Here is a 22,430-nt window from a genome sequence, read left to right on the forward strand (position 1 = left end):
CAGGTCAGAACTTGAAACCCACGTTCAGGTGGATGCGGAAGCGCTTAGTCTTCAGGCCGTAGGCCAGGTCCAGCTGGAGTGGGCCGACCGGGCTGTTGAAGCGGATGCCGGTGCCCACGCCCCACACGGGCTCAAGATCGCCCGCCTTGTTGGCCACCGCACCGCCGTCGATGAAGACCACGTTCTCCCAGTTGGAGCGGTTGTCGCTGTTGAAGATCGGGCGCTGCCACTCGAGGCTCACCACCGCCTTGTAGCGGCCGGGGCCGATGGTGCCGTCGGGGCGCTGCACGCCGATGTCGCGAAGACCGTAGCCGCGCACGGAGTTGTCGCCGCCGGTGATGAAGAGCTGCGTGTCGGGGATGGGTGCGGCGTCGCGCGCGATCACGGCACCCCCTTCCACCCGCAGCGCCAGGCGGCCCAGCTGCGTGCGGCGAGAAGCCGTGCTCACTTCCCGGGCCTGGCCGGGCACCGGCGTGGCCACGGGCGCCAGACCGCCGAGTGGCCAGTAGGTGAGCCAGCGGGCCTGGGTGCGGCCGAAGGGCAGGCGCGTGGTGCCCAGCGTGTAGCCGGCGCCCAGCTCCACCGCCAGGCCGTAACCCCGCTGGGGAAAAATCAGGTCGTCGAAGCGCCGGCGCGTCCACGCGTAGTTGGCCGTGATGGAAGAGTCGGCGATCTCGGTGGCAGCATTGCGCGCCGCCTCGTTCACCACGCGTGCGCGGTCGTATTGAAGGTAATAGCTGCGGTCGTATTCCACCCCCAGCTGTGTCTGGCCCAACCGCATGCGCTGGCTGCTGGTCACCGTGGTGTCGTTGAGCTGTTTGGCGAGTTGCGCGCCCACAATCTTGCGCCAGCCGTCGCCGTCCGGCGGCGAGCTCCAGTCGGTGCTGGCCAGCTGGTCGATGCGCTCGAGCTGCAGCTTGCTCAGGGCGCGCCAGCCGATACCTGGCACGCTGTTGTGCGTGTGTTCGAGCGACAGGCGTGCGCCGTTGTCGGTGCTGCCCCCCACGCCGATCACCACCTTCTGCTTCTTGCTCTCGCGCAGTTGCACCATCACCGGCAAAGACTGGCCGTCGAGCGTGGGCTCCACGTAGACGAACACCGAGTCGTAGTAACCGCTTTCAGCAATGCGCCGCTGGGCGTCCTGCAGCTTCGCCAGGTCGTAGTCGCTGCCCGGGGTCAGGCCCGAGAGCCGGACCAGCCGCTCGGCGGTCGCCGCGTCGTAGCGCTCAGCGCCCTGCACCACCACGTCGCCAATGCGCATGGCCTGGCCCGAATGGAGTTCGATGTAGAGGTTGGCGGTTCGCTGGGTGTTGTCGATGTCGGCCAGGCTGTTCTGGATGGTGCCAGACGGGTAGCGCTGCGCGATCAGGCGACGCAACGCGGCGGACTTGGTGCGGTCCCAATCGGCCTGCGAGAAGGGCAGGCCCTGGCTCAGCGCGGCCTCGCGCTGGATGTCGGCTCGCTGATCTGCGGCCTCCGGTGCGGTGGCAATGTCGCCCACGAAGGACACGTTGACGCTGCCGATCTGCGTCACCGGGCCCGGCTCGACCCGGATCGTCACTGTGCCCAGCGGCACGGATGCTGCCGCGCCGTTTTGCGTGGCGGTGGTCTCGCCCAAACCGGGCGGGCCGGTCACTTCGATCACGGGGGTGAAAAACCCCAGCGTGGCCAGCAGCTCGCGCAAGTTGGCTGGCGCCTGCACCAGCAGGCGGCCCAGTTCGTTGGCGTCGAGGTTGCGTTGCTCGCGAAACCGCTGCAGCTCCATGTGGCGCAGCAGAAAATCGCGGATGGCATCGGGCGCCTGCACGTCGATCTCGAAGCGCGGGCCGGCCGGCGGGCGGGCCGCACGCGTGCGCCGCGTCTCTTCGCGGGAAGGCTCGTCATCGGCGGCGTCATCGCCTGTGGCCTCGGCCGGGGCGGCCACAGGCTCTGCCGGCGTTTGCGAAAGCGCCGGCAGCGGTGACAGAAGCAACCCGCAAAGCAGGTAGAAGCAGACCCGGCCAGCCCGGTCCGCATTGGCCAATTTCATTCGGGGGTTATTTCGAGAGCAAACGCATCGTGTCCTCCAGCCCCTTCAAGGTCAGCGGGTACATGCGCTGGCTCATGAGTTGCTGGATCACGCTGATGCTCTGTCGATACTGCCACACGCCCTGAGGTTCCGGATTGATCCAGGCGAACTTGGGAAAAGCGTGCGTGAGGCGCTGCAGCCACTCGGCGCCAGCTTCCTCGTTGTTGTATTCCACGCTGCCACCAGGTTGCAATATTTCGTAAGGACTCATCGTCGCATCGCCAACGAAGATCAGTTTGTAGTCCTTGTTGTACTTGCGGATGATGTCCAGCGTGGGAAACTTTTCCGCGTAGCGGCGGCGGTTGTTCTTCCACATGAAGTCGTAAACGCAGTTGTGGAAGTAATAGAACTCCAGGTGCTTGAACTCGCTCTTGACCGCCGAAAACAGCTCCTCCACGCGCTGAATGTGCTCGTCCATCGTGCCGCCCACGTCCATCAGCAGCAGCACCTTCACGTTGTTGTGCCGCTCCGGGATCATCTTGATGTCCAGGTAACCGGCGTTGGCGGCGGTGGCGCGGATGGTGTCGGGCAGGTCGAGCTCGAAGTCGTTGCCCTCGCGCGCGAACTTCCGCAGCCGGCGCAATGCCACCTTGATGTTGCGCGTGCCGAGTTCCTGCGTGTCGTCGTAGTCGCGGTAGGCGCGCTGCTCCCACACCTTCACGCCACTCTTGTTGCCGCCTTTGCCGCCGATGCGCACACCTTGCGGGTTTTGCCCGCTGTTGCCGAATGGCGACGTGCCGCCGGTGCCGATCCACTTGCTGCCGCCCTCGTGGCGCTCCTTCTGCTCCTCCAGGCGCTTCTTCAGCGTCTCCATGAGCTCGTCCCAGTCCATCTTGGGCGCATTGGCTTTCTGCTCTTCCGAAAGGATGCGCTCCATCTCCTGGCGCAGCCAGTCGGCGGGAATGGGCTTGGTGAAGTCCGCGATCATCTCCACGCCCTTGAAGTAAGCAGCGAAGGCGCGATCGAACTTGTCGTAGTTTTTTTCGTCCTTCACCAGCGCGGTGCGCGCCAGGAAGTAGAAGTCATCCATGGAGCAGGCCTCGGGGTTGCGCGGCCCCACCACGTCGGCCTGCAGCGCTTCCAGCAGCATCAGGTATTCCTTGACCGAAACCGGCAACTTGGCCGAGCGCAGGGTGTAGAAGAAGTCGATCAGCATGGTGCGATCTCCTTGAGGCAGTTGATCAAGCCCGGGGCTTGTTGAGTTGCCAGCGCAGGTGGGCTTTCACCGTGGGCCACTCGCTGGCGATGATGCTGAACACCACCGTGTCGCGCAGCGTGCCGTTGGGGCTGATCTGGTGGTTGCGCAGCACGCCGTCCTGCTTGGCGCCCAGGCGGGCAATGGCTTCACGGCTGTCGAAATTGAACCAGTGCGTGCGGAACTCAACAGCCACGCAGTCCAGTTTTTCGAACGCGTGCTTGAGCAAAATCAGCTTGGCTTCGGTGTTCAGGCCGGTGCGCTGAACGCTGCGGCTGTACCAGGTGTGGCCGATCTCCAGGCGGCGATTCTTCGCGTCCACATTGAAGTAGCGCGTGGACCCGACCATCTTTCCATCCGCCTTGCGGCGCACCACGAAGGGCATGGCGCCCAGTTCGTCGCGCATGCGCATGGCCGCGTCCATGTAGCCCATCACGGCGTCGGGCGTGGCCACGCCGGTGTACCAGAGGTTCCAGAGCTCGCCATCTTTCGCCGCGTCCAGCAACTCGTCAGCATGGCGGCGCTCCATGGGCTCGAGCACCACCCAGTTGCGCCCGGTCAGGGTGACGGGTTCGATGAAACGACTCATCGGTTTCTCTGGTTCATGAACACCAGCTTCTCGAACAGCGTGGTGTCCTGCTCATTCTTGAGCAGCGCGCCCACCAGCGGCGGCACGCTGACCTTGCTGTCGGCGCTCTGCAGGGCTTCCAGCGGAATGTCTTCAGCCATCAGCAGCTTGAGCCAGTCCAGCAACTCCGAGGTGCTGGGCTTCTTTTTGAGGCCGGGCAGGTTGCGCACGTCGTAGAAGGTTTTCATGGCCGCAGCCAGCAGTTCCTTCTTCAAGTTGGGGAAGTGCACGTCCACGATGCGCTGCATGGTCTCGGCATCGGGGAACTTGATGTAGTGGAAGAAGCAGCGGCGCAGGAAAGCGTCCGGCAGCTCCTTTTCGTTGTTGGAGGTGATGAACACCAGCGGGCGGTGCTTCGCACGGATCAACTCGTGCGTTTCGTAGCAGTAGAACTCCATGCGGTCGAGCTCGCGCAGCAGGTCGTTCGGGAATTCGATGTCTGCCTTGTCGATCTCGTCGATCAGCAGGGCGACCGGCTCATCGGCCGTGAAGGCTTGCCAGAGCACGCCCTTGACGATGTAGTTGTGAATGTCTTTCACGCGCTCGTCGCCCAGCTGCGAATCGCGCAGGCGGCTGACGGCGTCGTATTCGTACAGGCCTTGCTGCGCCTTGGTGGTGCTCTTGATGTGCCACTGCAGCAAAGGCAACTTCAGCGCCTGCGCCACTTCTTCCGCCAGCATGGTCTTGCCCGTGCCCGGCTCACCCTTGACGAGCAGCGGGCGCTGCAGGGTGATGGCGGCGTTCACCGCCAGCATCAGGTCCTGGGTGGCGACGTAGTTCTCGGAGCCTTTGAATTTCATGGAAGCGCTTCGTGCAAGGGTTGGGGGGTAGGGTGGCGTTCGACCAGTCTATATAATCAGCGGTTGATTTTTCATCAGCCGTCCCTTTCATTGTGCTTGCAAAATGATCCAAACGTTGTCCACGATCGCCCGTAACCTTGTCGCCGCTGCGACGTTTTCCGTGGTGGCCATCTCCGCCCAGGCCCAGGGCGCAACGGGCGATGTGCAGGCCGGCCAGAAAAAGGCCGAAATGTGCATCGGCTGCCATGGCATCCAGGGCTACCAGAACAGCTTCCCCGAAATCCACAAGGTGCCCAAGATTTCTGGCCAGTCGGGCGTGTACATTTTCTCCGCGCTGAACGCCTACAAGAAGGGCGATCGCAAGCACCCCACCATGCGCGGCATTGCCGCCTCGCTGAGCGAGCAGGACATGGCCGACCTGGCCGCCTTCTACGCGTCGCATGCCGACAAGACCGCGCCTGAAACGCCGAAGACGGCCAGCACGACCGCAGCGGCGCTGGTGGCCAAGGGCGCTTGCGCTTCGTGCCACGGCGCCAACTTCAGCAAGCCCATCGACCCCAGCTACCCCAAGATCGGTGGCCAGCACGCCGACTATCTGTTCTTCGCACTCAAGGCCTACACAGTTGAAGGCAACAACGTGATCGGCCGCTCCAACGGCATCATGGCCGGCATCGCCAAGCAGTACACGCCCGCCGAGATGCGCGAAATCGCCAAGTACATGGCCTCGGTCGAAGGCGAACTCAAAGTCGTTCCGCAGCCGCGCTTCAAGTAAGCCGGGCTCCACCCGATCAAAAGCCGCTCTGTGAGCGGCTTTTTTTGTTTCAGTCGCGGGTTGCTCGCTGCCGCACCGCCTCGATGTAGGCCTGCCCATCGGGCGGCCGCCCGGCGCGCTGGCTCTCCCACAGCATGGTGCCCAGGCACTCCATCACCTCGTGGTGCGCCGCATGCAGGTCGCCGCGCCGCGCCGCCAGCAGCTCCACCGCCTGCCGGATGCCGGGTGGCTGGTCAATGCTGCACTGCTCGCTGATCGACAGGTGCATCGACAGGTGCAGGAAGGGGTTGTCGCGCGCCGGGTCGGCCTCACCCAGCCGTGCGAGCGCGGCATCCACATCGGACAGTTCGGCGTGGTGCTCGGGATGCTCCGCGATCCACTGCGCCGCCAGGGTCTCGATGGCTTCCATCGGCTCATTGCTGCGGGATTTGTCGTAGACCGCGCAATAGAAGCGCCTGACGTCGGCTTGTGAGGGATTGAACATGGTTTTTAGCGTAGCACGCACCAGCGAGCCGATCGTCATTCCCCGCTGACGACCAGCTCGCTGATTTCAGCCGCAGCGGCGCGGGTCACGCGGATCACGCGCGCCAGCTCGGCATCGCTCACCCGGCGCAGCGGCATGATCGTGGTTAGGCTGCCTTCCACTTCGCCTCCCGGGCGCAGGATGGGCACGCCGATGCCCATCAACTCGGGATCGATCTCGCCGAGCCCCATGTAGTGGCCCTGGCTGCGGATGGCCTTGAGCTTCTGGCGAAAGTCGATCCAGTTGTCGCCCAGGCCGGCTTCGCGGATCTCGTGCGCGTGCAGCAGCATCAGGTTGCGCAGCCGGCTTTCGGGCAGCCAGGCCAGGATGGCGCGTGAGGGCGAGCCACGGAACAGCGGAAAAGGCCGGCCGCGTTCCATGCTGGAGCGGATGCGCGGATCGACGCGCTCCTGGTGGATGCACAGCACCTCTGAGGCAAAGTAGGTGCACAGCAGTTGCGCGCTGCCCAGCTCCGCGCAGGCCCGCTGCATTACCGGTGGGCCGTGGTGAGACAACGGGTCTGACAGGCGGATCTGCCGGTCCAGCACCACGAAGCGTGGGCCCAGCCGGTAGCGGCTCTCGCCGGCGGGGGCCAGCAGACCCGCGTTCATCAACGCCTTGATGTAGCGGTACTGCGTCGCGCGCGAGACGCCCATGACCTCGCCGATGCGGTCTGCCGTCCACTGCGGCTGCTCGGGCGTGAACAGGTCAATGACGCGGAGCAGCCGATCCAGGCTGCTGGGCGGCGCAGCGCTCAAAGCAGCTGGTTCATGAGCCGGTTGCTCATGGACTTGATCATCGGGCGCACCTCGGCCAGGTAGCTCTGCCAGCCTGTCTCGGCGGCGAGTTCCGCGCGACGCTTCATCCGCTCCTCGAACGACTCGTAGCGCCAGATGCTGACGATGGCGTTGAGCTCACCGACTTCCGTGGCGTAGTAGCCCACCAGCCCGCCGAGGATTCGTGTCTGCAGTTCCATGCCGCCGCTGCGGCGGTAGGCCGCCATGAAATCGGCGGGAGACGAAGTGGCGTGAAGCACATAACAGCGTTCTTCGATCAGCATGTCTTTTCTCTTCTGTTTGGTTGGGTTCGTATCTTAAGAGTGATAACCGGTGCAAAGAATCTACCAGCAAAATTCGCACAAAAATCTCGTAATAAGAGACCGTAAGTCGGAATGTGCTTGTTAAACTAACAAACGTAAGTTAAAAATGTGCCCCTGACGCAGACCCCAGGAGACAACAAGCCATGAACGCCACCACGCCCTTCCACCCGCAGCACGACCAGCTCGGCGATGACGAGTCGCGCTATGTGGATGTGCAGAGCATTCCCTGGAAGCCCACGCCCACGCCCGGCATCGACATGAAGGTGTTGATGCAGGACGAGAGCAGTGGCTTGCTGACGGCGCTGTTTCGCTGGCAGCCGGGCACGCAGCTGCCACTGCACGAGCACGTGGAGATCGAGCAGACCTATGTGCTCTCGGGCAGCATCGTGGACGACGAAGGTGAAGTGCGCGAAGGCGACTACGTGTGGCGCCCCAAGGGCAACCGGCATCTGGCGCGTTCGCCCAACGGCGCGCTGGTGATTTCTTTTTTCCTCAAGCCCAACAAGTTTCTGGAAGGCGAGTTCGCCGGCAAGGAACTGAAATGAAGGACCGCTATGACGTGATCGTGGCCGGCTCGGGCGCGGGTGCCCTGGCCACCGCCGTGACGGCCGCCAAGGCGGGCCTCTCCGTGCTCGTGGTGGAGAAGGAGCCGCTGTTTGGTGGCACCACCGCGCGTTCGGGCGGCGTGCTGTGGATTCCCCGCAACCCGAAGTCGAAGGCGTTGGGCATTGAGGATTCGCCCGATGCCGTGCGCACTTACCTGCGGCACGAAACGGGCGCCCACTACGACGAGAAGCGCATCGAAGCCTTTCTGGATGCGGGTCCGAAAGCGGTGGAATTCTTCGAGCGCGAGACCGCGCTGCAGTTCGTCGCGGTGCCCGAGTTCTCCGATTACCACCCCGATGCCCCGGGCGGCCGACCGGGGGGCCGGGCCATTCTGGCCGCGCCGTACGATGCCGGTGAACTGGGGGCCGACGCGAAACGGCTGCGCCCGCCGCTGAAGGAAATCACCTTCGTCGGCATGATGTTCAACGCCAGCCAGGAGGTGCAGCACTTCTTCAACGTGACGCGGTCCTTGACTTCAGCGAAATACGTCGCACGCCGCCTGTTGACGCATGCGAAGGAAATGCTGGTGCATGGCCGTGCCCAGCGCCTCACCAACGGCAACGCGCTCGCGGCCCGTTTGTTCCGCAGCGCCAGAGATGCGGGTGTGGAGGTTGTGACGAGTGCGCCAGTATGCGAGCTGGTGATCGAATCGGGTGCCGTGCGCGGGGTGGTGGTGGAGGTAGACGGCCAGCGCCGCACGGTGCGCGCGAGCCGGGGCGTGGTGCTGGGCACTGGCGGCTTTCCGCAAGACCCGGCGCTGCGCAAGCAACTCTTTCCGCATGCGCCCACGGGTGCCGAGCACTGGTCGCCCGCGCCCCCCGGCAACACCGGCGATGGCTGGCGCATGGCCGAGGCCGCTGGTGCGGCCACGCAAGGCAACCTGCCCAACAACGCGGCGTGGATTCCGGTGTCGCGCGTGCCCCGCTCGGATGGCAGCTTCGGTGTGTTTCCGCACCTGATCGATCGCTACAAGCCAGGTGTGATCGCGGTGGGCCGCAATGGCCGGCGCTTCGTGAACGAGGCGAACTCGTACCACGACTTCGGCCAGGCCATGCAGCGCATCGGCCGGGAGCAAGGCGAAACAGCCGCGTGGCTGGTGGCAGACCACCGGGCCTTGCGCCGCTACGGCCTGGGCTTTGTGAAACCCTTCCCGCTGCCCCTGTGGCCGCACCTGCGCAATGGTTACCTGCTGCGCGGCAGCACACCGGCCGAGCTGGCCCGCAAGGCCGGGCTCGACGCTGCCGGGCTGGAGCAGACCATCGCTGAATTCAACGGCCCCGCCGCACGCGGACTGGACCCTGCCTTCGGCAAAGGCACCACGGCCTACAACCGGTACCTGGGTGATGCGAAGCACCCCATCAGCCATTGCGTGGCACCGCTGGACCAGGGGCCGTGGTACGCCATCAAGCTGCTGCCCGGCGACCTGGGCACCTTTGCCGGCATTCGCACCGACGAATTCGCGCGCGCCCTGGCCGCCGACGGCAAGCCGGTTCCCGGCCTGTACGCCGTGGGCAACGACGCGCTGAGCGTGATGGGTGGCAACTATCCCGGTGGTGGCATCACGCTCGGGCCGGCGCTGGCCTTCGGCTGGATCGCCGGGCGCCACCTGGCCGAGGTTTCAACGCAAGACAGCGCCGCGCCACTGCGTGCGGTTCAGAGAGAGGGAGATGCGGTGGTGGCCTGAGCAATCGGGTCGCGCGCGCTGAGTCAGTTTTTTCGTCAGTCAGTCAGTTTTGTTTGTTTGTTTGTTTGTTCATCAATCGGAAACCGTCCCTTGCGGGACTTCAGGAGACAAGAACCATGTTCAAGACCATCAAGATCGCGAAGGCGTTCGTGGCCGTTGCCGCGCTGGCCACCGCCTTTGGCGCTGCCGCGCAGCCCTTTCCCAACAAGCCGATCCGCGTGATCGTGTCGTACGCCGCGGGCGGCGCCACCGACAACCTCACGCGCCAGACCGGCCAGGTGCTTTCTGAAAAGCTCGGCCAGCCCATCGTGGTCGACAACAAGCCGGGTGGCAGCACCGTGATTGGCGCGCAGACGCTGATTGCCGCGCCGCCTGATGGCTACACCATGGCCATCTTCGATCCGTCCACCGTGGCCATGAACCAGTTCCTGTTCAAGAAGCCGCCGTACGACCCCATCAAGTCGTTCCAGCCGGTGACCGTGCTCACGCGCATTCCGTTCGCCATCATGGTGCGCGCCGATCACCCCGCCAACAACCTCAAGGAATTCGTGGCACAGGTGAAGGCCAAGCCCGGACAGAGCTTCGGCCATTCGGGCGCGGGCAACCCGGTGCACCTGGCCATGGAGTCGTTCAAGGCGGCAGCCGGGCTGGACCTCCAGCACGTGCCCTACCGCGGCGGCGCACCGGCGCTGGCCGATCTGCTGGGTGGACAGATTCCGATCCTCATGATGGACGTGCCCAGTGCCATCCAGCACATCAAGGCCGGCAAGGTGCGGGTGATTGCCCTCACCAGCGCACAGCGCTCCGATCTGCTGCCCGATGTGCCCACCATCGCGGAGTCTGGCTACCCCGGCTTCGAGGCCAGCAGCTGGTTCGGTGCCTTCGTGCCCGCTGGCACCCCCGCACCCGTGGTGGCCCGCCTGAATGCGGCGCTGCGCGAGACCATCGCCACGCCGCAGATGCAGACCTGGATCAAGGCCCAGACGCTGGAAGCTGTGACCTCCACGCCCGAAGAATTCGGCGCGCTGGTCAAGAGCGATTCGGACAAGTACGGCAAGCTCATCAAGCAGCTCAACCTGTCGCTCGACTGAACCCGTGGCGCCCACCAGTGAACAGTCGCTGCAGTACCTGCTGGATCGTCAGGCCATCCTGGACTGCATCCACCGGTACTGCCTGGGAGTCGACCGGCACGACGCGGCCATGATCGCGAGCGCGTTCCACCCGGACGCGATCGACGAGCACGGCCCGTTTACCGGCGGACCCGGCGCGCTGGCTGACTGGGCCAATACCTTCCATGCGGCGCGGTTCCTGGCCCACACGCACCACATCACCACGCATGGCTGCGAGATCGATGGCGACACGGCGCATGCCCAGAGCCACTGCCTCTACGGCCTGCGACGCAAGGACGGCGAGACCGTGGCACTGGGTGCGGCGCGCTACATCGACCGGCTGGAACGCCGCGGTGGTGAATGGCGCATCGCGCACCGTCGCACACTGATCGAGTGGCGAGGCGAACTCAAGGCGCACATGCCCGAAGGCTATGCACAAGGCAGCTGGGACCGCAGCGATCCCTCTTACGAACGACCCCTGGCCAGCACGGCCAGTCACCAGAAGCATCCATGACCTCCCCCGTTTCGCAGAATGCCCTGTTCGAGCCAGGCCGGCTCGGCACGCTCGTGGTGAAGAACCGCGTGGCCATGGCACCCATGACGCGCTCGCGCGCCACCGACGACGGCACACCCACGCCGCTCATGGCCGAGTACTACGGCCAGCGCGCCGGCGCGGGTGTCATCGTGTCCGAGGGCGTGAACATTTCCCCGGGTGCACAGGGTTTCCTGAACGTGCCGGGCATCTGGACCGACGCCCATGTGGCGGGCTGGCGCGAGATCACGCGCCGCGTGCATGCCGAGGGCAGCACCTTCTTCATGCAGCTCTGGCACACCGGCCGCATCGGCCACCCCGACAACATGCAGCCTGGCCTGCACCCGGTGGGGCCGAGCGCGCTCAAGCACGAGCGCACCCTCGTTACGCCCAGCGGGCTGCAGCCTTCGGTGGTGCCGCGCGAATTGAACAGCGCAGAGATCGAGCAGGTGATTGCCGACTACGCGCAGGCCGCGCGCCGCGCGCTGGAGGCGGGTTGCGACGGCGTGGAAATCCACGCTGCCAACGGCTACCTGCCGAGCCAGTTTCTGCATGAAAGCTCGAACCAGCGCACCGACGCGTGGGGCGGCAGCATCCCGGCGCGAGCGCGATTTCTGGTGGAGGTGGCGCGGGCATGCGCCGCCGCCATCGGCGCGGAACGGGTGATCGTTCGGCTCACGCCGTTCTCGGAATTCAATGGCGCGAAAAGCCCCGACGACGCGCCGGTGTACGACCACCTCATCGCCGAACTGGCGAAGCTCTCGCTGGGTGCCCTGCACGTGGTGGGCGCCGAAGTATCAGGCAACCAGACGGTGCAGCGTGGCGAGGGCGAGCGCGCACCCGACGTGCTGGGTTTTGTGCGGCCGCGCTGGCCCGGCACCCTGGTGGCGGCGGGCAACTACGACCTGGCGCGCGCGCAGCGCGACATTGGTGAGGGCCGCGCCGACCTGATCGCCTTCGGCCGCGACTTCATTGGCAACCCGGACCTGGTGGAGCGCCTGCGCGATGGCCACCCGCTGGTGGAGCGCCTGCCAGCCGACTGGTACGGGCCGTCCGCGCAGGGCTACACCGATTACCCCCGCTGGCAGCAACCCACCGCCTGAACACGACGGACACTTTTCAATGACAAGTTTTTCTTCCAACGCGCTGGCGGGCCGCACCGCTGTGGTCACCGGTGCCGGTGGCGGCCTGGGTGGCGCCATCGTGGCGCAGCTCGCCGCCATGGGTGCGCGCGTGCTGTCGCTCGATCTGCGCGCTCCCGTTGCCGACACGGCCGCGGGCCATCACGCTCTGGCCTGCGACATCGGCCGCGAAGACGATGTGGCCGAGGCAGCGCACCAGTGGGACGCGCTCGCCGGTCGCTGCGACATTCTGGTCAACAACGCGGCCGTGATGCCGCCCCCCATGCCGCTGGCCGACATGGTCGACGCCGATTGGGACCGCGTGTTTGCCGTGAACCTGAAGGGCGCCTACTTCTGCGCCAAGCACTTCGGTGCGGCCATGCGGCGCGCCGGGCGCGGCAGCATCGTCAACCTCGCGTCCATTGCCGCCAGCGTGCCCAACGCGATCGGCGCCTACGGCCCCAGCAAGGCCGCGGTGCTCGCGCTCACGCGGCAGATGGCGGTGGAGTGGGGCCCGCTGGGGCTGCGCGCCAACGCGGTGAGCCCCGGCCTGGTGCGCACGCCCATGTCCGAACCGTTCTACGCTCAGCCAGCCAACCTCGCGGCGCGCGAGGCGGTGGTGGCGTCGCGGCGCATCGGCGTTCCTGAAGACATCGCCTCGGTGGTGGGCTTCCTGGCCTCCGACGCCTCGGCCTACGTGAATGGCCAGGAAATCACCGTCGATGGCGGCTTCATGGCCACGCCGCTGATGAACATCCAGAAGAGGGACTGAGCATGACCACCGTCACCGTTCAGGATCTGCTCAGGGACCGCATCGCCGTGATCACCGGTGGTGGCGGCGGCATTGGGGCCGGCCTGGCGCTCGGGCTGGCCGCGCATGGCGCCACCGTGGTGGTGACCGGGCGCACCGAAAGTTCGCTCGATCACACCGTGGCTGCGGTGCGCGCCGCCGGTGGCCGCGCCCACGCGGTGGCCATGGACGTGACCGACGCCGCTTCCTGTGCGGCGGCGGCCGCGCGCATCGCCGCCGAGATCGGCGAGGTGTCCATCCTCGTCAACAACGCGGGCGTCATCGAATACGTGCCGATGGAGGACGACGCCGTGGGCGATGCGTGGAAACACACCATCGAGACCAACCTCAACGGTCCTTTCAACACGGCGAAGGCATTCCTCGCGCCGCTCAAGGCCACGCGCGGTGCCATCATCAACATTGGCTCCATCGCGGCCACGGTCTACACCGGCAACACGGTGGGCTACTCGGCGTCCAAGGGCGGCGTGCACATGCTCACGGTGGCCCTGGCGCGCGAGCTCGGCAAGGACGGCGTGCGGGTGAACACGGTTGCGCCCGGCGCCATCGCTACGCCCATGTCGCCATCGGCCGGAGACGAGACCCGCATGGCCAACCTGATGCGCCGCGTGCCGCTGGGCCGCATCGGCCAGCCAGAAGACCTGGTGGGCCCGGTGGTGTTCCTCGCCTCGCCCCTGGCCGCCTACGTGACCGGCGCCACGCTGCGCGCCGACGGCGGTTACCTGACCAACTGACCCATGAGCCTTTCCAGCACCCTGCCCACCGTCGACCGGCGCGACCTCGACTTCCAGTTGTTCGAGGTGCTTCAGGCGCTCGACCTCACGCAGCGCCCCGAACACGCCGACCACGACGCCACCAGCTTTGCCGCCGTGCTCGACGTGGCGCAGACGCTGGCGGCCGACAAGTTCCAGACGCATTACCGCGAATCCGACCTGGATGAGCCGCGCCTGGAGAACGGCAAGGTTCGCGTGGTGCCGCAGGTGCGCGAGGCCTTGCGCGCCTTTGCCGAAGCCGGCTTCATGGCCGCCGACCGCCCGTTCGACGAAGGCGGCCAGCAACTGCCCTACACCCTGCTGCTGGCTTGTCTCGCGTGCTTCCAGGCCGCCAACATCGGTACCTCCAGCTACAACTTCCTCACCATCTCCGGTGCGGCAGTCATCCGCGAGTTCGGCACCAAGGCTCAGCGCGCGAAGTACGTGCAGCCGATGCTGGACGCGCGCTTCCTCGGCACCATGTGCCTGAGCGAGCCGCACGCCGGCTCGGGGCTGGCCGACATCCGCACGCGCGCCACGCTGCAGCCCGACGGCACCTACCACCTCAAGGGCACGAAGATGTGGATCTCGGCCGGCGAGCACGAGCTGTCGGAAAACATCGTGCACCTGGTGCTCGCACGCATCGACGGCGCGCCCGCCGGTACGCGCGGCATCTCGCTGTTCATCGTGCCGCGCAAGCGCCTCGATGAACAGGGCCAGCCGGCCGAGTCCAACGGCGTCACGCTGGTGGGCTTGAACCACAAGATGGGCTACCGGGGCACGGTCAACACCTTGCTGAACTTTGGCGAGAACGAAGCCTGCGTGGGCGAGCTGGTGGGCGAGCCTCACCAGGGTCTGCGCTGCATGTTCCACATGATGAACGAGGCGCGCATCTCGGTGGGCGCTGGGGCGGCCATGCTGGGCGTGGCCGGCTACCTCTACAGCCTCGACTACGCGCGCGGCCGGCCGCAAGGCCGGTTGCCCGGCTCCAAAGACCCGAGCACGCCGCCGGTGCCCATCATCGAACATGCCGACGTGCGCCGCATGCTGCTCACGCAGAAGGCGTACGCGGAAGGCGGGCTGGCGCTGTGCCTGTACGCCGCAAGGTTGGTGGACGACGTGCGCAGTGGCGAAACGCGTGCTGCAAAGGATCGCGCCAACCTGCTGCTTGAGATCCTCACGCCGCTGGTGAAGAGCTGGCCGAGCGAGTTCTGCCTGGAGGCCAACAAACTGGCCATGCAGGTGCTGGGCGGCTACGGCTACACGCGCGATTACCCGGTGGAGCAGTTCTACCGAGACAACCGCCTGAACCTGATTCATGAAGGCACGCACGGCATCCAGGCGATGGACCTGGTGGGTCGCAAGATCCGCATGGCCGACGGCGCCGCTTTCCAGCTGCTCCTTCGCGCCATGCGCGAGGACATCGATGCATGGCGCGGCGACGAGCAGGCGGGCGGCTTTGCGAGCCAGCTCGACGACGCCCTGGACCAGGTGGAAGCGGCCACGCGTGCCATGCAGGCTCACGCCGCCGATGAGCGCCGCTACACCGCCAACGCCACCATGTACCTCGACATGCTGGGCCATGTGGCGGTGGCCTGGATGTGGCTGCGCCAGGCGGGGGCGGCATCGCGCGGCCTGGCCGCCGGCGCATCCGGCGATCAGCGCGCCTTCTACCAGGGCAAGCTGGCGGCGGCGAACTACTTCTACCGCTTCGAGCTGACGCGCCTGGCGCACTGGCTGCCGATCCTCGGCAGTGCCGATCCGCTGTTCGTCGAACTCGACGTGGCCACGCTCTGAGGAAACGGCATGGCCATCGACCACGCCGCCCTGATGCGGCTCACCTTTCCCGAGCGCGAGTTCCACTGGACCGAGCGCGACACCCTGCTTTACAACCTGAGCGTGGGCATGGGCCGCGACATGCCGGCCGACCTGGGGTTCGTGTTCGAGCGCGGCCTTCAGAGCGTTCCCACTCAGGCGGCGGTGGTGGCCTGGGAAGACACCTGGCAGGAAAGCGCGGGTGTGGACATCACGAAGATCGTGCACGGCGAACAGCGCGTCACGCTGCACCGGCCTTTGCCGAGTCAGGGCCGGGTGCGCTCGGCGTTCCGCATCGCCGCCTGTTACGACAAAGGCCCCGGGCGCGGCGCCGTGCTGCTGGCCGAAACCGTGTTGCGCGAGCCGGGCATCGATGCCCCTTTGGCCACGCTGCTCTCCACCGTGTTTGCGCGCGGTGATGGTGGCTTCGGCGGCCCCGCCGGACGCGGACCCGACCCGCACCCGGTGCCCGAGCGCGCGCCCGATCGCACGGTGCACATCGACGTTCGCCCCGAGCAAGCCATGTTCTACCGGCTCACCGGCGACCGCAACCCGCTGCATGTGGACCCCGCGTTTGCCACAGCCGCCGGTTTTGACCGGCCCATCCTGCACGGCCTGTGCAGCTGGGGCATGGCCGCAGCCGCCGTGGTGCGCGAAGCTTGCAACCGCGATGCCTCGCGCCTGGCGCATTTCGAGGCGCGCTTCACCGCACCGGTGTACCCGGGTGAGGCGCTGGCCTTTGACCTCTGGTTCGACGGCGACGCGGTGTCGCTGCGCGGCCGGGTGCCGCAGCGCGGTGTGACCGTGCTCGACCACGGCCAGGCGCTGCTGCGCCATTGACCCATTTTTGCCAACCCATCTACACAAGAGAAAGCAGGTAACTCCCATGGCAAGCCAGGCCAATGCCTACATCGTGGGTGCCTACGAGCACCCCACCCGCAAGGCCGACGACAAGTCGCTCGCGCAACTGCACGCCGACGTGGCCAAAGGCGCGCTGGAAGACGCGGGCCTCACCAAGGACGACATCGACGGCTACTTCTGCGACACCGAAGCGCCGGGCCTGGGCGCACTGTCCATGGTCGACTACCTCGGCCTGAAGGTGCGCTACATGGACAACACCGACACCGGTGGCTCGGCCTACCTGCTGCACGTGGCGCATGCGGCGAATGCCATTGCGCAGGGCAAGTGCAGCGTGGCCCTGATCACGCTGGCTGGCCGGCCGCGCGCCGCTGGGCTGAACGCCGAGCCGGTGGTGGACTGGAACATTCCCGACATGCCGTTCGAGCAACCCTATGGCCCCACGGTGGTGAACACGTATGGCCTGTGCGCCATGCGGCACATGCACGAGTACGGCACCACCAGCGAACAGCTCGCCTGGATCAAGGTGGCCGCTTCGCACCACGCACAGCACAACCCCAACGCCATGCTGAAGAAAGTGGTCACGGTGGAAGAGGTGGTGAACTCGCCCATGATCTCCGACCCGCTGCACCGGCTCGATTGCTGTGTGGTGAGCGATGGTGGCGGTGCGCTGATCGTGACCAGCGCCGAGATCGCGAAGACGCTCAAGCGCAAGAGCGTGCGCGTGATCGGCACCGGCGAAGCGGCCAAGCACCCGAGTGGCGGTCAGATCGACCTCAGCTACTCTGCTGCCGCGTGGGCGGGTCGGCAGGCGTTCGAGCAGGCGGGCGTCACAGCGGCCGACATTCAGTACGCCTCCATCTACGACAGCTTCACCATCACCGCGCTGATGCAGATCGAGGACCTGGGTTTCTGCAAGAAGGGCGAGGGCGGCAAGTTCGTGGCCGATGGCGGGCTGATCTCTGGTGTGGGCAAGCTGCCTTTCAACACCGATGGAGGTGGGTTGTGCAACAACCACCCGGCCAACCGCGGTGGTATCACCAAGGTGATCGAGGCCGTGCGGCAATTGCGCGGCGAAGCGCACCCGGCGGTGCAGGTGAAGAACTGCCAGCTGGCGTTGGCCAGCGGCATGGGCGGCTGGATGGGCAGCCGCCATGGCGCCGGCGTCCTCATCATGGAAGGGGTTTGACATCATGACCACAGAACAGCGCACGCCGGCGTGTCCCGGTACCAACATCGAGAACCAGCCATTCTTCGACGCGGCGGCCGACGGCCGATTCGTGCTCAAGCACTGCGAGGGCTGCGGCCAATTCCACCACTACCCGCGCGCCATCTGCCCGCACTGTTTCAGCGACAAAACGAGCTGGAAGGACAGCGCCGGCAACGGCACGATTTATTCTTTCAGCGTGATGCGGCGCGTGCCGCAACCCTATGCGCTCGCGTACGTGACGCTGGACGAAGGCCTGACGCTGATGAGCAATGTGGTGGACGCAGACCTGGATGCGCTCGCTATCGGCCAGCGGGTGAAGGTGGCGTTTCGCAAGACCGATGGCGACGTGACGGTGCCGGTGTTCGTGCCCGCCTGAGGCCCATGTCCACCGCTGCCCTCAACGCCTTGCCCCGGCGCCGTGAGCGCCACTTTGGCGACCGCGTCGTCTGGTGTTTCCAGGACCGTGCGCGCAACGTGTTCGCTGGTTTCTCGGCGGCGGTGCGCGCCCACGGCGACCGCACGGCCCTGGTGTTCGGCGAGCACCGCTGGACCTACCGCGAACTCGATGGCGAGATCGCGCGCATGGCCGCCGGCCTGCACGGGCTGGGTATTGCACCGGGTGACCGCGTGGCCCTGCAGGTGCGCAACCGCGCCGAGTTCGTGGCGCTGTTCTATGCGATCCAGCGCCTGGGCGCGGTGGCCGTGCCGATGGACGTTCGCCTGCAGGGGGCCGAAGTGGCCCACGTGGTGGCCGACGCCGGTGCGCGGCTGCTGCTGCACGACGCCGAGCTGGCCGATCGCGCGCGGACCGCGCTTGAGCAAGTCCCAGCGCTCGCCGTGGTGCCCCTGCCCGAGCCGGGGCAAGGCCGTCTGTTCGCCAGCGCCGACGGTGCGCTCGCGCCGCCGCCGCACGAAGGCATGGCCGAAGACGACGTGGCCATGATCCTCTACACCTCGGGCACCACCGGCAAGCCCAAAGGCGCCGCCATCGCGCACCTCAACGTCGCGCATTCGGTGATCCACCACGCGGGCAATCTTGGCCTCGGGCCAGACGACCAGTCGGTCGTTGCGGTGCCGATCAGCCACGTGACCGGCCTGCTGTGCGGGGTGATCGCACCGCTGTGGACCGGCGGCACGCTCACGCTGCTGCCGTACTTCAAGGCCAAAGAATTCCTGCCAGTGGCCGCCGCCGCGCGCATGACCTACACCATCATGGTGCCGGCCATGTACAACCTGTGCCTGCGCGTTGAGGGCTTCGACTGGTCCACGCTTTCGGCCTGGCGCCTGGGCCACTTCGGCGGCGCGCCCATGCCGGGCGCGACCATTGAGGCGCTGGCGGCGAAGCTGCCCGGGCTCACGCTGGTCAACGGCTACGGCGCCACGGAAACCTGCTCCCCCGCCATCATGCTGCCGGTCGGCGCCGGGCCGTCGAACCTGGCTTCGGTGGGTCGGCCGCTGGCCTGCGTGGAGATCCTCATTGCCGACCCGGAGACGGGCGTGGAAATGCCGACCGGCGAATCGGGCGAGATCTGGTTGCGTGGCCCGATGGTGATTGCGCGTTACTGGAACGACCCCGATGCCACGACCAAGGGCGTGGTCGCAGGCTGGTGGCGTTCGGGCGACATTGGCAGCGTGGATGCAGAAGGCAACGTGTTCGTGCACGACCGCCTGAAAGATCTCATCAACCGCGGTGGCTACAAGATCTACAGCGCCGAGGTCGAGGCCGTGCTGGCGCGCTGCCCGGGTGTGATCGAGTCCGCCATCGTCGCGCGCGCAGACGCTGTGCTGGGTGAACGCGTGCATGCCTTCGTGTGCGTGACCGAAGGCACCGCGCTCGCGTCCCTGGCGGAGTTCTGCGCTGCGCAGCTCGGCGACTACAAGGTGCCCGAAAGCTGGACGCTTGGCACCGAGCCCTTGCCGCGCAACCCGACCGGCAAGCTGGACAAGAAAACGCTGCGCGAACGCGCGGCAGAAATTCAAACAGGAGTGAAACCCAAATGACAATCCGATTCGACAACCGAGTGGCCATCGTGACGGGCGCGGGCGCCGGCCTGGGTCGCAGCCACGCGCTGCTGCTGGCCGAGCGTGGCGCCAAGGTGGTGGTGAACGACATGGGCCGCTCACGCGAACCCGGCCGCGAAAACGAGCGAGTGGCCGACCAGGTGGTGGCCGAGATCCGCGCCGCCGGCGGGCAGGCCGTGGCCAACTTCGATTCCATCGCCGAGTTCGGGGGCGCCCAGCGCCTCGTCGATCAGGCGGTGAGCGAGTTCGGCCGGCTCGACATCCTGATTAACAACGCCGGCTCCCTGCGCGACAAGACCTTCGGCAAGATGGACATGGCCGATTGGGACTTCGTGCTCAAGGTGCATCTCTCCGGCACCGCCTACTGCACCCGCGCCGCCTGGCCGGTGATGCAGAAGAATGGGTATGGTCGCGTGGTGTTCACCACGTCCAACTCGGGCCTGTACGGTTCGTTCGGCCAGTCCAACTACGCGGCGGGCAAGATGGGCATGATCGGCCTCATGAACACCCTGAAGCAGGAGGGCGGCAAGTACGGCATTCTGGTCAACACCATCGCACCGGTGGCGGCCACCAACATGACCGAAGGCGTCCTGCCGGCCGACATCGTTCCCCACTTCAACCCGGCCCACGTGTCGGCGGCCGTGGCGGTGCTGTGCAGCGAGCAGTTCAAGCAGGCGGGCGTGATCTGCTCGGCCGCTGCGGGGCACTACGCGCTGGTGCAGGTGTGCAGCACGATGGGCCTGCAACTCGATCCTTCTGCCGCGCCAGAGCCTGAGACGCTGGTGGAGCGCTGGGAAGAAATCGCCGACGACCGCGCGATGCGGGTGTTTCCGAACGCCGGGGCCGAGACCACCGCTATTCTGGAGGCCATCCAGGCGCTGCGCTCGGGCGTGACGCCGTGAGCGCTGCTTTCGCCGGGCGCTGTTGCGTCGTGACTGGCGCCGGGGGTGGCATTGGTGAAGCGGTGAGCCGCGCGTTCGTCGTGCAAGGCGCGCGCGTGGCCCTGCTCGATGTGGACCTGGCGCGCGCGAGCGCCGTGGCGCAGACCCTGCCGGACGCACGGGCCTATGCCTGCGACGTGGCAGACTCGGGCGCGGTGCAACGCGCCATGGAGGCGGTGGCCAGCGACCTCGGCCCCATCGACGTGCTGGTGAACAACGCCGGCATCATCGGCGGCGCCGAATACGCGCGCAACCTGGCCAGCCGCACGGCCCAGCTCGAGGAGCTGCAGCAGGGCCGCACCATCAGCACGCCCACCAACGCCACCGCCAGCATGACCGACGCGCAATGGCGCGCCATGCTCTCCACCCACCTCGACGGCACTTTCTACTGCACGCGCGCCGTGCTCTCGGGCATGCAGTCGCGCCGCTCGGGCGCGATCGTCAACATGAGTTCCATCATGGGGCTTTCGGGTGGCAACGGCGTGCCGCATTACGCGGCGGCCAAGGCCGGCATCATCGCTTTCACCCGCGCCGTGGCGCAGGAAGTGGCGCCGTTCGGCATCCGCGTCAACGCGGTTGCGCCGGGCTTCATCGACACGGCCATGCGCTCGCAGTTGCCGCCTGCCATCGCGGCCGGCCATGTGCGCGCCACGCCCATGGGCCGCCTCGGGACTGCACCTGAAATTGCCGATGCCGTGCTCTACCTTTGCGGCCCGGGCGCTGCGTTCATCACGGGGCAGGTGCTGGGGGTGAACGGCGGCTACCTTTGACGCCCGTAGCAGCCGGTGGCGGCTGGGTGAAATCCCGACTGCGCAGCAGCTCCTGAACGGCCGGCGAGGTACCCAGCAGGTTGAGCGTGAGCTCCACATACATGCGTTGCAGATCGGGAATGGAATGGCGCCCGTTCTTGCGGTACCAGTTGGCCACGCCGTTGAGCAAGGCGAGGATCGCGAAAGTGGCCACCCGAGCGCTCGGCACGGAAAAGGCGCGTTCCCGAATGCCCGCATCCACCAGGCTCTGCAGCAATTCCTCGTGCCGGTCGCGCAGCGCCACGAGCACGAGGCGATTTTCAGGCAGCAGGCTGCGCAGCTCCATGGTGCCGATGAACACCTCGGGCTGGCGACGCGCGTGGAACTCCACATGCGCCGCCACGAAGGTGCAGAGCTTGGAGAGCGTGCCCTGTTCCTGCGCCACCTTCTGCGCCACCTCGGCCACCAGGTCTTCCATGATCCCGCGCAGCAGCACGAAAAGCAGGTCCTGCTTGTTCTCGATGTGGTTGTAGAGCGATGCCGCCTGAATCCCGATCTCGTCGGCCAGCGTGCGCAGGCTCACGCCGTGGTAGCCGTGCCGCGCGATCAGGCGGATGGACGCCTCGCGAATGGCCTTCTGCGTGATCTCGCCGCTGACGCGTCCTTTGGCCATGGTGTCGGTTCCCTTGCTGACTATCGAAGGGCTCCCCGGCTGAATGAAATCGCACGGGGCGCAAAGCGCTTGTTTATACCAAGCGCGCCCACTCAAGAAGGCTGCTTGTTGCTCGTGGCCCTGGCGTTCTCGACGGCTTGACTGGAGGCGAGCACGTTGGCCAACGCGATTGCACCAAACTCGGTAAACGCAAATGGAAGCGCCCGCGAAAATTTGAGATTGGATAGGTGGTCACAGTTTGTGACCACCTCGGCTTTTTCGGCGACATCCAGGCGAAACAAGAAATCCGTTGGAAAGCGCGCTGCGTTTCTTTTTACGGCTTGGTTGAGTGCCTTCGTGGGCGCGCGGAAGCAATATTTCTCTCATGCTCTTCCTGTGTTGAATCCCGTTGGCGCTGGATTGTAGTGAGTGCTTTTTTCTACAGTCCCGCTTGGTTACAGTCATGGACCGACCCGAGGAAAACCG

At 66.3% G+C, this 22,430-nt stretch carries 23 protein-coding genes and 1 pseudogene; 15 read left to right on the top strand and 9 right to left on the bottom strand.

Annotated features, from left to right (window positions below; all coding sequences use genetic code 11):
• Positions 1 to 4: 4 nt before the first annotated feature.
• Genes CAP37_RS16800 through CAP37_RS16815 form a run of 4 tightly spaced genes read right to left on the bottom strand, consistent with a single transcriptional unit; the run spans position 5 to position 4,691 of the window.
• Positions 5 to 2,029, bottom strand: coding sequence for an autotransporter assembly complex family protein (locus tag CAP37_RS16800; RefSeq protein WP_086125365.1), 2,025 nt, complete (start codon positions 2,027 to 2,029; stop codon positions 5 to 7).
• 7 nt (positions 2,030 to 2,036) lie between these two features.
• Positions 2,037 to 3,224: a VWA domain-containing protein gene (locus CAP37_RS16805; RefSeq protein ID WP_086125366.1), complete on the bottom strand. Its 1,188-nt coding sequence runs from the start codon at positions 3,222 to 3,224 to the stop codon at positions 2,037 to 2,039.
• A gap of 25 nt (positions 3,225 to 3,249) precedes the next feature.
• Positions 3,250 to 3,852: a GNAT family N-acetyltransferase gene (locus CAP37_RS16810; protein ID WP_086125367.1), complete on the bottom strand. Its 603-nt coding sequence runs from the start codon at positions 3,850 to 3,852 to the stop codon at positions 3,250 to 3,252.
• The gene (locus CAP37_RS16815) at positions 3,849 to 4,691 is read right to left on the bottom strand and encodes a MoxR family ATPase (RefSeq protein ID WP_086125368.1); all 843 of its coding nucleotides are present in this window, start codon (positions 4,689 to 4,691) and stop codon (positions 3,849 to 3,851) included. The genes CAP37_RS16810 and CAP37_RS16815 overlap by 4 nt, the downstream gene beginning before the upstream one ends.
• A 103-nt stretch (positions 4,692 to 4,794) precedes the next feature.
• On the opposite strand from CAP37_RS16815, the gene CAP37_RS16820 reads away from it, so the two are divergent.
• Entirely contained in the window at positions 4,795 to 5,463 is a 669-nt protein-coding gene (locus CAP37_RS16820) for a cytochrome c (RefSeq protein ID WP_086125369.1), read from the top strand.
• A 49-nt stretch (positions 5,464 to 5,512) separates the two neighbouring features.
• Here the strand turns inward: CAP37_RS16820 and CAP37_RS16825 are convergent, their stop codons facing one another.
• The 3 genes from CAP37_RS16825 to CAP37_RS16835 are packed head-to-tail and all read right to left on the bottom strand — an operon-like array spanning position 5,513 to position 7,046.
• Entirely contained in the window at positions 5,513 to 5,947 is a 435-nt protein-coding gene (locus CAP37_RS16825) for a DUF1841 family protein (RefSeq protein ID WP_086125578.1), read from the bottom strand.
• A gap of 35 nt (positions 5,948 to 5,982) precedes the next feature.
• Positions 5,983 to 6,744, bottom strand: a complete 762-nt coding sequence (locus CAP37_RS16830) for an IclR family transcriptional regulator (RefSeq protein WP_086125370.1) — start codon at positions 6,742 to 6,744, stop codon at positions 5,983 to 5,985.
• The gene (locus CAP37_RS16835) at positions 6,741 to 7,046 is read right to left on the bottom strand and encodes an NIPSNAP family protein (RefSeq protein ID WP_086125371.1); all 306 of its coding nucleotides are present in this window, start codon (positions 7,044 to 7,046) and stop codon (positions 6,741 to 6,743) included. The genes CAP37_RS16830 and CAP37_RS16835 overlap by 4 nt, the downstream gene beginning before the upstream one ends.
• Before the next feature lie 182 nt (positions 7,047 to 7,228).
• Between CAP37_RS16835 and CAP37_RS16840 the strand changes: the two genes are divergently transcribed.
• The 14 genes from CAP37_RS16840 (at position 7,229) to CAP37_RS16905 (ending at position 21,313) form a co-directional block, all read left to right on the top strand.
• The gene (locus CAP37_RS16840) at positions 7,229 to 7,630 is read left to right on the top strand and encodes a cupin domain-containing protein (RefSeq protein ID WP_086125372.1); all 402 of its coding nucleotides are present in this window, start codon (positions 7,229 to 7,231) and stop codon (positions 7,628 to 7,630) included.
• Positions 7,627 to 9,375, top strand: a complete 1,749-nt coding sequence (locus CAP37_RS16845; RefSeq protein ID WP_086125373.1) for an FAD-dependent oxidoreductase — start codon at positions 7,627 to 7,629, stop codon at positions 9,373 to 9,375. Before CAP37_RS16840 ends, CAP37_RS16845 begins: the two co-directional genes overlap by 4 nt.
• A 116-nt stretch (positions 9,376 to 9,491) precedes the next feature.
• The gene (locus tag CAP37_RS16850) at positions 9,492 to 10,466 is read left to right on the top strand and encodes a tripartite tricarboxylate transporter substrate binding protein (RefSeq protein ID WP_086125374.1); all 975 of its coding nucleotides are present in this window, start codon (positions 9,492 to 9,494) and stop codon (positions 10,464 to 10,466) included.
• Between the two features lie 4 nt (positions 10,467 to 10,470).
• Positions 10,471 to 10,998: a nuclear transport factor 2 family protein gene (locus tag CAP37_RS16855; RefSeq protein WP_086125375.1), complete on the top strand. Its 528-nt coding sequence runs from the start codon at positions 10,471 to 10,473 to the stop codon at positions 10,996 to 10,998.
• Entirely contained in the window at positions 10,995 to 12,119 is a 1,125-nt protein-coding gene (locus tag CAP37_RS16860; protein ID WP_086125376.1) for an alkene reductase, read from the top strand. Before CAP37_RS16855 ends, CAP37_RS16860 begins: the two co-directional genes overlap by 4 nt.
• Before the next feature lie 19 nt (positions 12,120 to 12,138).
• On the top strand, positions 12,139 to 12,909 hold the full coding sequence (locus CAP37_RS16865) for an SDR family NAD(P)-dependent oxidoreductase (protein ID WP_086125377.1): 771 nt from the start codon (positions 12,139 to 12,141) through the stop codon (positions 12,907 to 12,909).
• Positions 12,910 to 12,911: 2 nt separating this feature from the next.
• Positions 12,912 to 13,679 carry an SDR family NAD(P)-dependent oxidoreductase gene (locus CAP37_RS16870; RefSeq protein ID WP_086125378.1) on the top strand — a complete coding sequence of 256 codons (768 nt, stop codon included), beginning with the start codon at positions 12,912 to 12,914 and terminating at the stop codon, positions 13,677 to 13,679.
• Positions 13,680 to 13,682: 3 nt separating this feature from the next.
• The gene (locus CAP37_RS16875) at positions 13,683 to 15,494 is read left to right on the top strand and encodes an acyl-CoA dehydrogenase (protein WP_086125379.1); all 1,812 of its coding nucleotides are present in this window, start codon (positions 13,683 to 13,685) and stop codon (positions 15,492 to 15,494) included.
• Between the two features lie 9 nt (positions 15,495 to 15,503).
• Positions 15,504 to 16,352, top strand: coding sequence for a MaoC/PaaZ C-terminal domain-containing protein (locus tag CAP37_RS16880; RefSeq protein WP_086125380.1), 849 nt, complete (start codon positions 15,504 to 15,506; stop codon positions 16,350 to 16,352).
• Positions 16,353 to 16,398: 46 nt separating this feature from the next.
• A complete protein-coding gene (locus CAP37_RS16885) occupies positions 16,399 to 17,559 on the top strand; it encodes a thiolase domain-containing protein (protein ID WP_086125381.1) in 1,161 nt (386 codons plus the stop codon).
• Positions 17,560 to 17,563: 4 nt separating this feature from the next.
• The gene (locus CAP37_RS16890) at positions 17,564 to 17,956 is read left to right on the top strand and encodes a Zn-ribbon domain-containing OB-fold protein (RefSeq protein ID WP_086125382.1); all 393 of its coding nucleotides are present in this window, start codon (positions 17,564 to 17,566) and stop codon (positions 17,954 to 17,956) included.
• A 5-nt stretch (positions 17,957 to 17,961) separates the two neighbouring features.
• Positions 17,962 to 19,581, top strand: coding sequence for a class I adenylate-forming enzyme family protein (locus tag CAP37_RS16895; protein ID WP_086125383.1), 1,620 nt, complete (start codon positions 17,962 to 17,964; stop codon positions 19,579 to 19,581).
• Entirely contained in the window at positions 19,578 to 20,504 is a 927-nt protein-coding gene (locus CAP37_RS16900; protein ID WP_086125384.1) for an SDR family NAD(P)-dependent oxidoreductase, read from the top strand. The genes CAP37_RS16895 and CAP37_RS16900 overlap by 4 nt, the downstream gene beginning before the upstream one ends.
• The gene (locus CAP37_RS16905) at positions 20,501 to 21,313 is read left to right on the top strand and encodes an SDR family NAD(P)-dependent oxidoreductase (RefSeq protein ID WP_179190265.1); all 813 of its coding nucleotides are present in this window, start codon (positions 20,501 to 20,503) and stop codon (positions 21,311 to 21,313) included. The genes CAP37_RS16900 and CAP37_RS16905 overlap by 4 nt, the downstream gene beginning before the upstream one ends.
• On the opposite strand, the gene CAP37_RS16910 is transcribed toward CAP37_RS16905, so the two are convergent.
• Both CAP37_RS16910 and CAP37_RS16915 read right to left on the bottom strand, forming a co-directional pair.
• Positions 21,273 to 21,965 carry a TetR/AcrR family transcriptional regulator gene (locus tag CAP37_RS16910; RefSeq protein ID WP_086125386.1) on the bottom strand — a complete coding sequence of 231 codons (693 nt, stop codon included), beginning with the start codon at positions 21,963 to 21,965 and terminating at the stop codon, positions 21,273 to 21,275. The genes CAP37_RS16905 and CAP37_RS16910 overlap by 41 nt on opposite strands.
• Positions 21,966 to 22,057: 92 nt before the next feature.
• Positions 22,058 to 22,303 (bottom strand): annotated as a pseudogene (locus CAP37_RS16915) (ORF6N domain-containing protein); the annotation flags it as partial.
• Positions 22,304 to 22,430 lie beyond the last annotated feature (127 nt).

Origin of the sequence: Hydrogenophaga sp. IBVHS1 (assembly GCF_002127265.1) — a bacterium.
Classification (GTDB): Bacteria; Pseudomonadota; Gammaproteobacteria; order Burkholderiales; family Burkholderiaceae_C; genus Hydrogenophaga.

Bases quoted from the DNA above. Each gene is read 5' to 3' on its own strand.
- CAP37_RS16880 (WP_086125380.1), top strand. From the start codon at position 15,504: ATGGCCATCGACCACGCCGCCCTGATGCGGCTCACCTTTCCCGAGCGC.
- CAP37_RS16890 (WP_086125382.1), top strand. From the start codon at position 17,564: ATGACCACAGAACAGCGCACGCCGGCGTGTCCCGGTACCAACATCGAG.
- CAP37_RS16845 (WP_086125373.1), top strand. From the start codon at position 7,627: ATGAAGGACCGCTATGACGTGATCGTGGCCGGCTCGGGCGCGGGTGCC.
- CAP37_RS16860 (WP_086125376.1), top strand. From the start codon at position 10,995: ATGACCTCCCCCGTTTCGCAGAATGCCCTGTTCGAGCCAGGCCGGCTC.
- CAP37_RS16895 (WP_086125383.1), top strand. From the start codon at position 17,962: ATGTCCACCGCTGCCCTCAACGCCTTGCCCCGGCGCCGTGAGCGCCAC.
- CAP37_RS16900 (WP_086125384.1), top strand. From the start codon at position 19,578: ATGACAATCCGATTCGACAACCGAGTGGCCATCGTGACGGGCGCGGGC.
- CAP37_RS16820 (WP_086125369.1), top strand. From the start codon at position 4,795: ATGATCCAAACGTTGTCCACGATCGCCCGTAACCTTGTCGCCGCTGCG.
- CAP37_RS16805 (WP_086125366.1), bottom strand. From the start codon at position 3,224: ATGCTGATCGACTTCTTCTACACCCTGCGCTCGGCCAAGTTGCCGGTT.
- CAP37_RS16810 (WP_086125367.1), bottom strand. From the start codon at position 3,852: ATGAGTCGTTTCATCGAACCCGTCACCCTGACCGGGCGCAACTGGGTG.
- CAP37_RS16800 (WP_086125365.1), bottom strand. From the start codon at position 2,029: ATGAAATTGGCCAATGCGGACCGGGCTGGCCGGGTCTGCTTCTACCTG.
- CAP37_RS16815 (WP_086125368.1), bottom strand. From the start codon at position 4,691: ATGAAATTCAAAGGCTCCGAGAACTACGTCGCCACCCAGGACCTGATG.
- CAP37_RS16870 (WP_086125378.1), top strand. From the start codon at position 12,912: ATGACCACCGTCACCGTTCAGGATCTGCTCAGGGACCGCATCGCCGTG.
- CAP37_RS16840 (WP_086125372.1), top strand. From the start codon at position 7,229: ATGAACGCCACCACGCCCTTCCACCCGCAGCACGACCAGCTCGGCGAT.
- CAP37_RS16910 (WP_086125386.1), bottom strand. From the start codon at position 21,965: ATGGCCAAAGGACGCGTCAGCGGCGAGATCACGCAGAAGGCCATTCGC.
- CAP37_RS16885 (WP_086125381.1), top strand. From the start codon at position 16,399: ATGGCAAGCCAGGCCAATGCCTACATCGTGGGTGCCTACGAGCACCCC.
- CAP37_RS16865 (WP_086125377.1), top strand. From the start codon at position 12,139: ATGACAAGTTTTTCTTCCAACGCGCTGGCGGGCCGCACCGCTGTGGTC.
- CAP37_RS16835 (WP_086125371.1), bottom strand. From the start codon at position 7,046: ATGCTGATCGAAGAACGCTGTTATGTGCTTCACGCCACTTCGTCTCCC.
- CAP37_RS16850 (WP_086125374.1), top strand. From the start codon at position 9,492: ATGTTCAAGACCATCAAGATCGCGAAGGCGTTCGTGGCCGTTGCCGCG.
- CAP37_RS16825 (WP_086125578.1), bottom strand. From the start codon at position 5,947: ATGTTCAATCCCTCACAAGCCGACGTCAGGCGCTTCTATTGCGCGGTC.
- CAP37_RS16875 (WP_086125379.1), top strand. From the start codon at position 13,683: ATGAGCCTTTCCAGCACCCTGCCCACCGTCGACCGGCGCGACCTCGAC.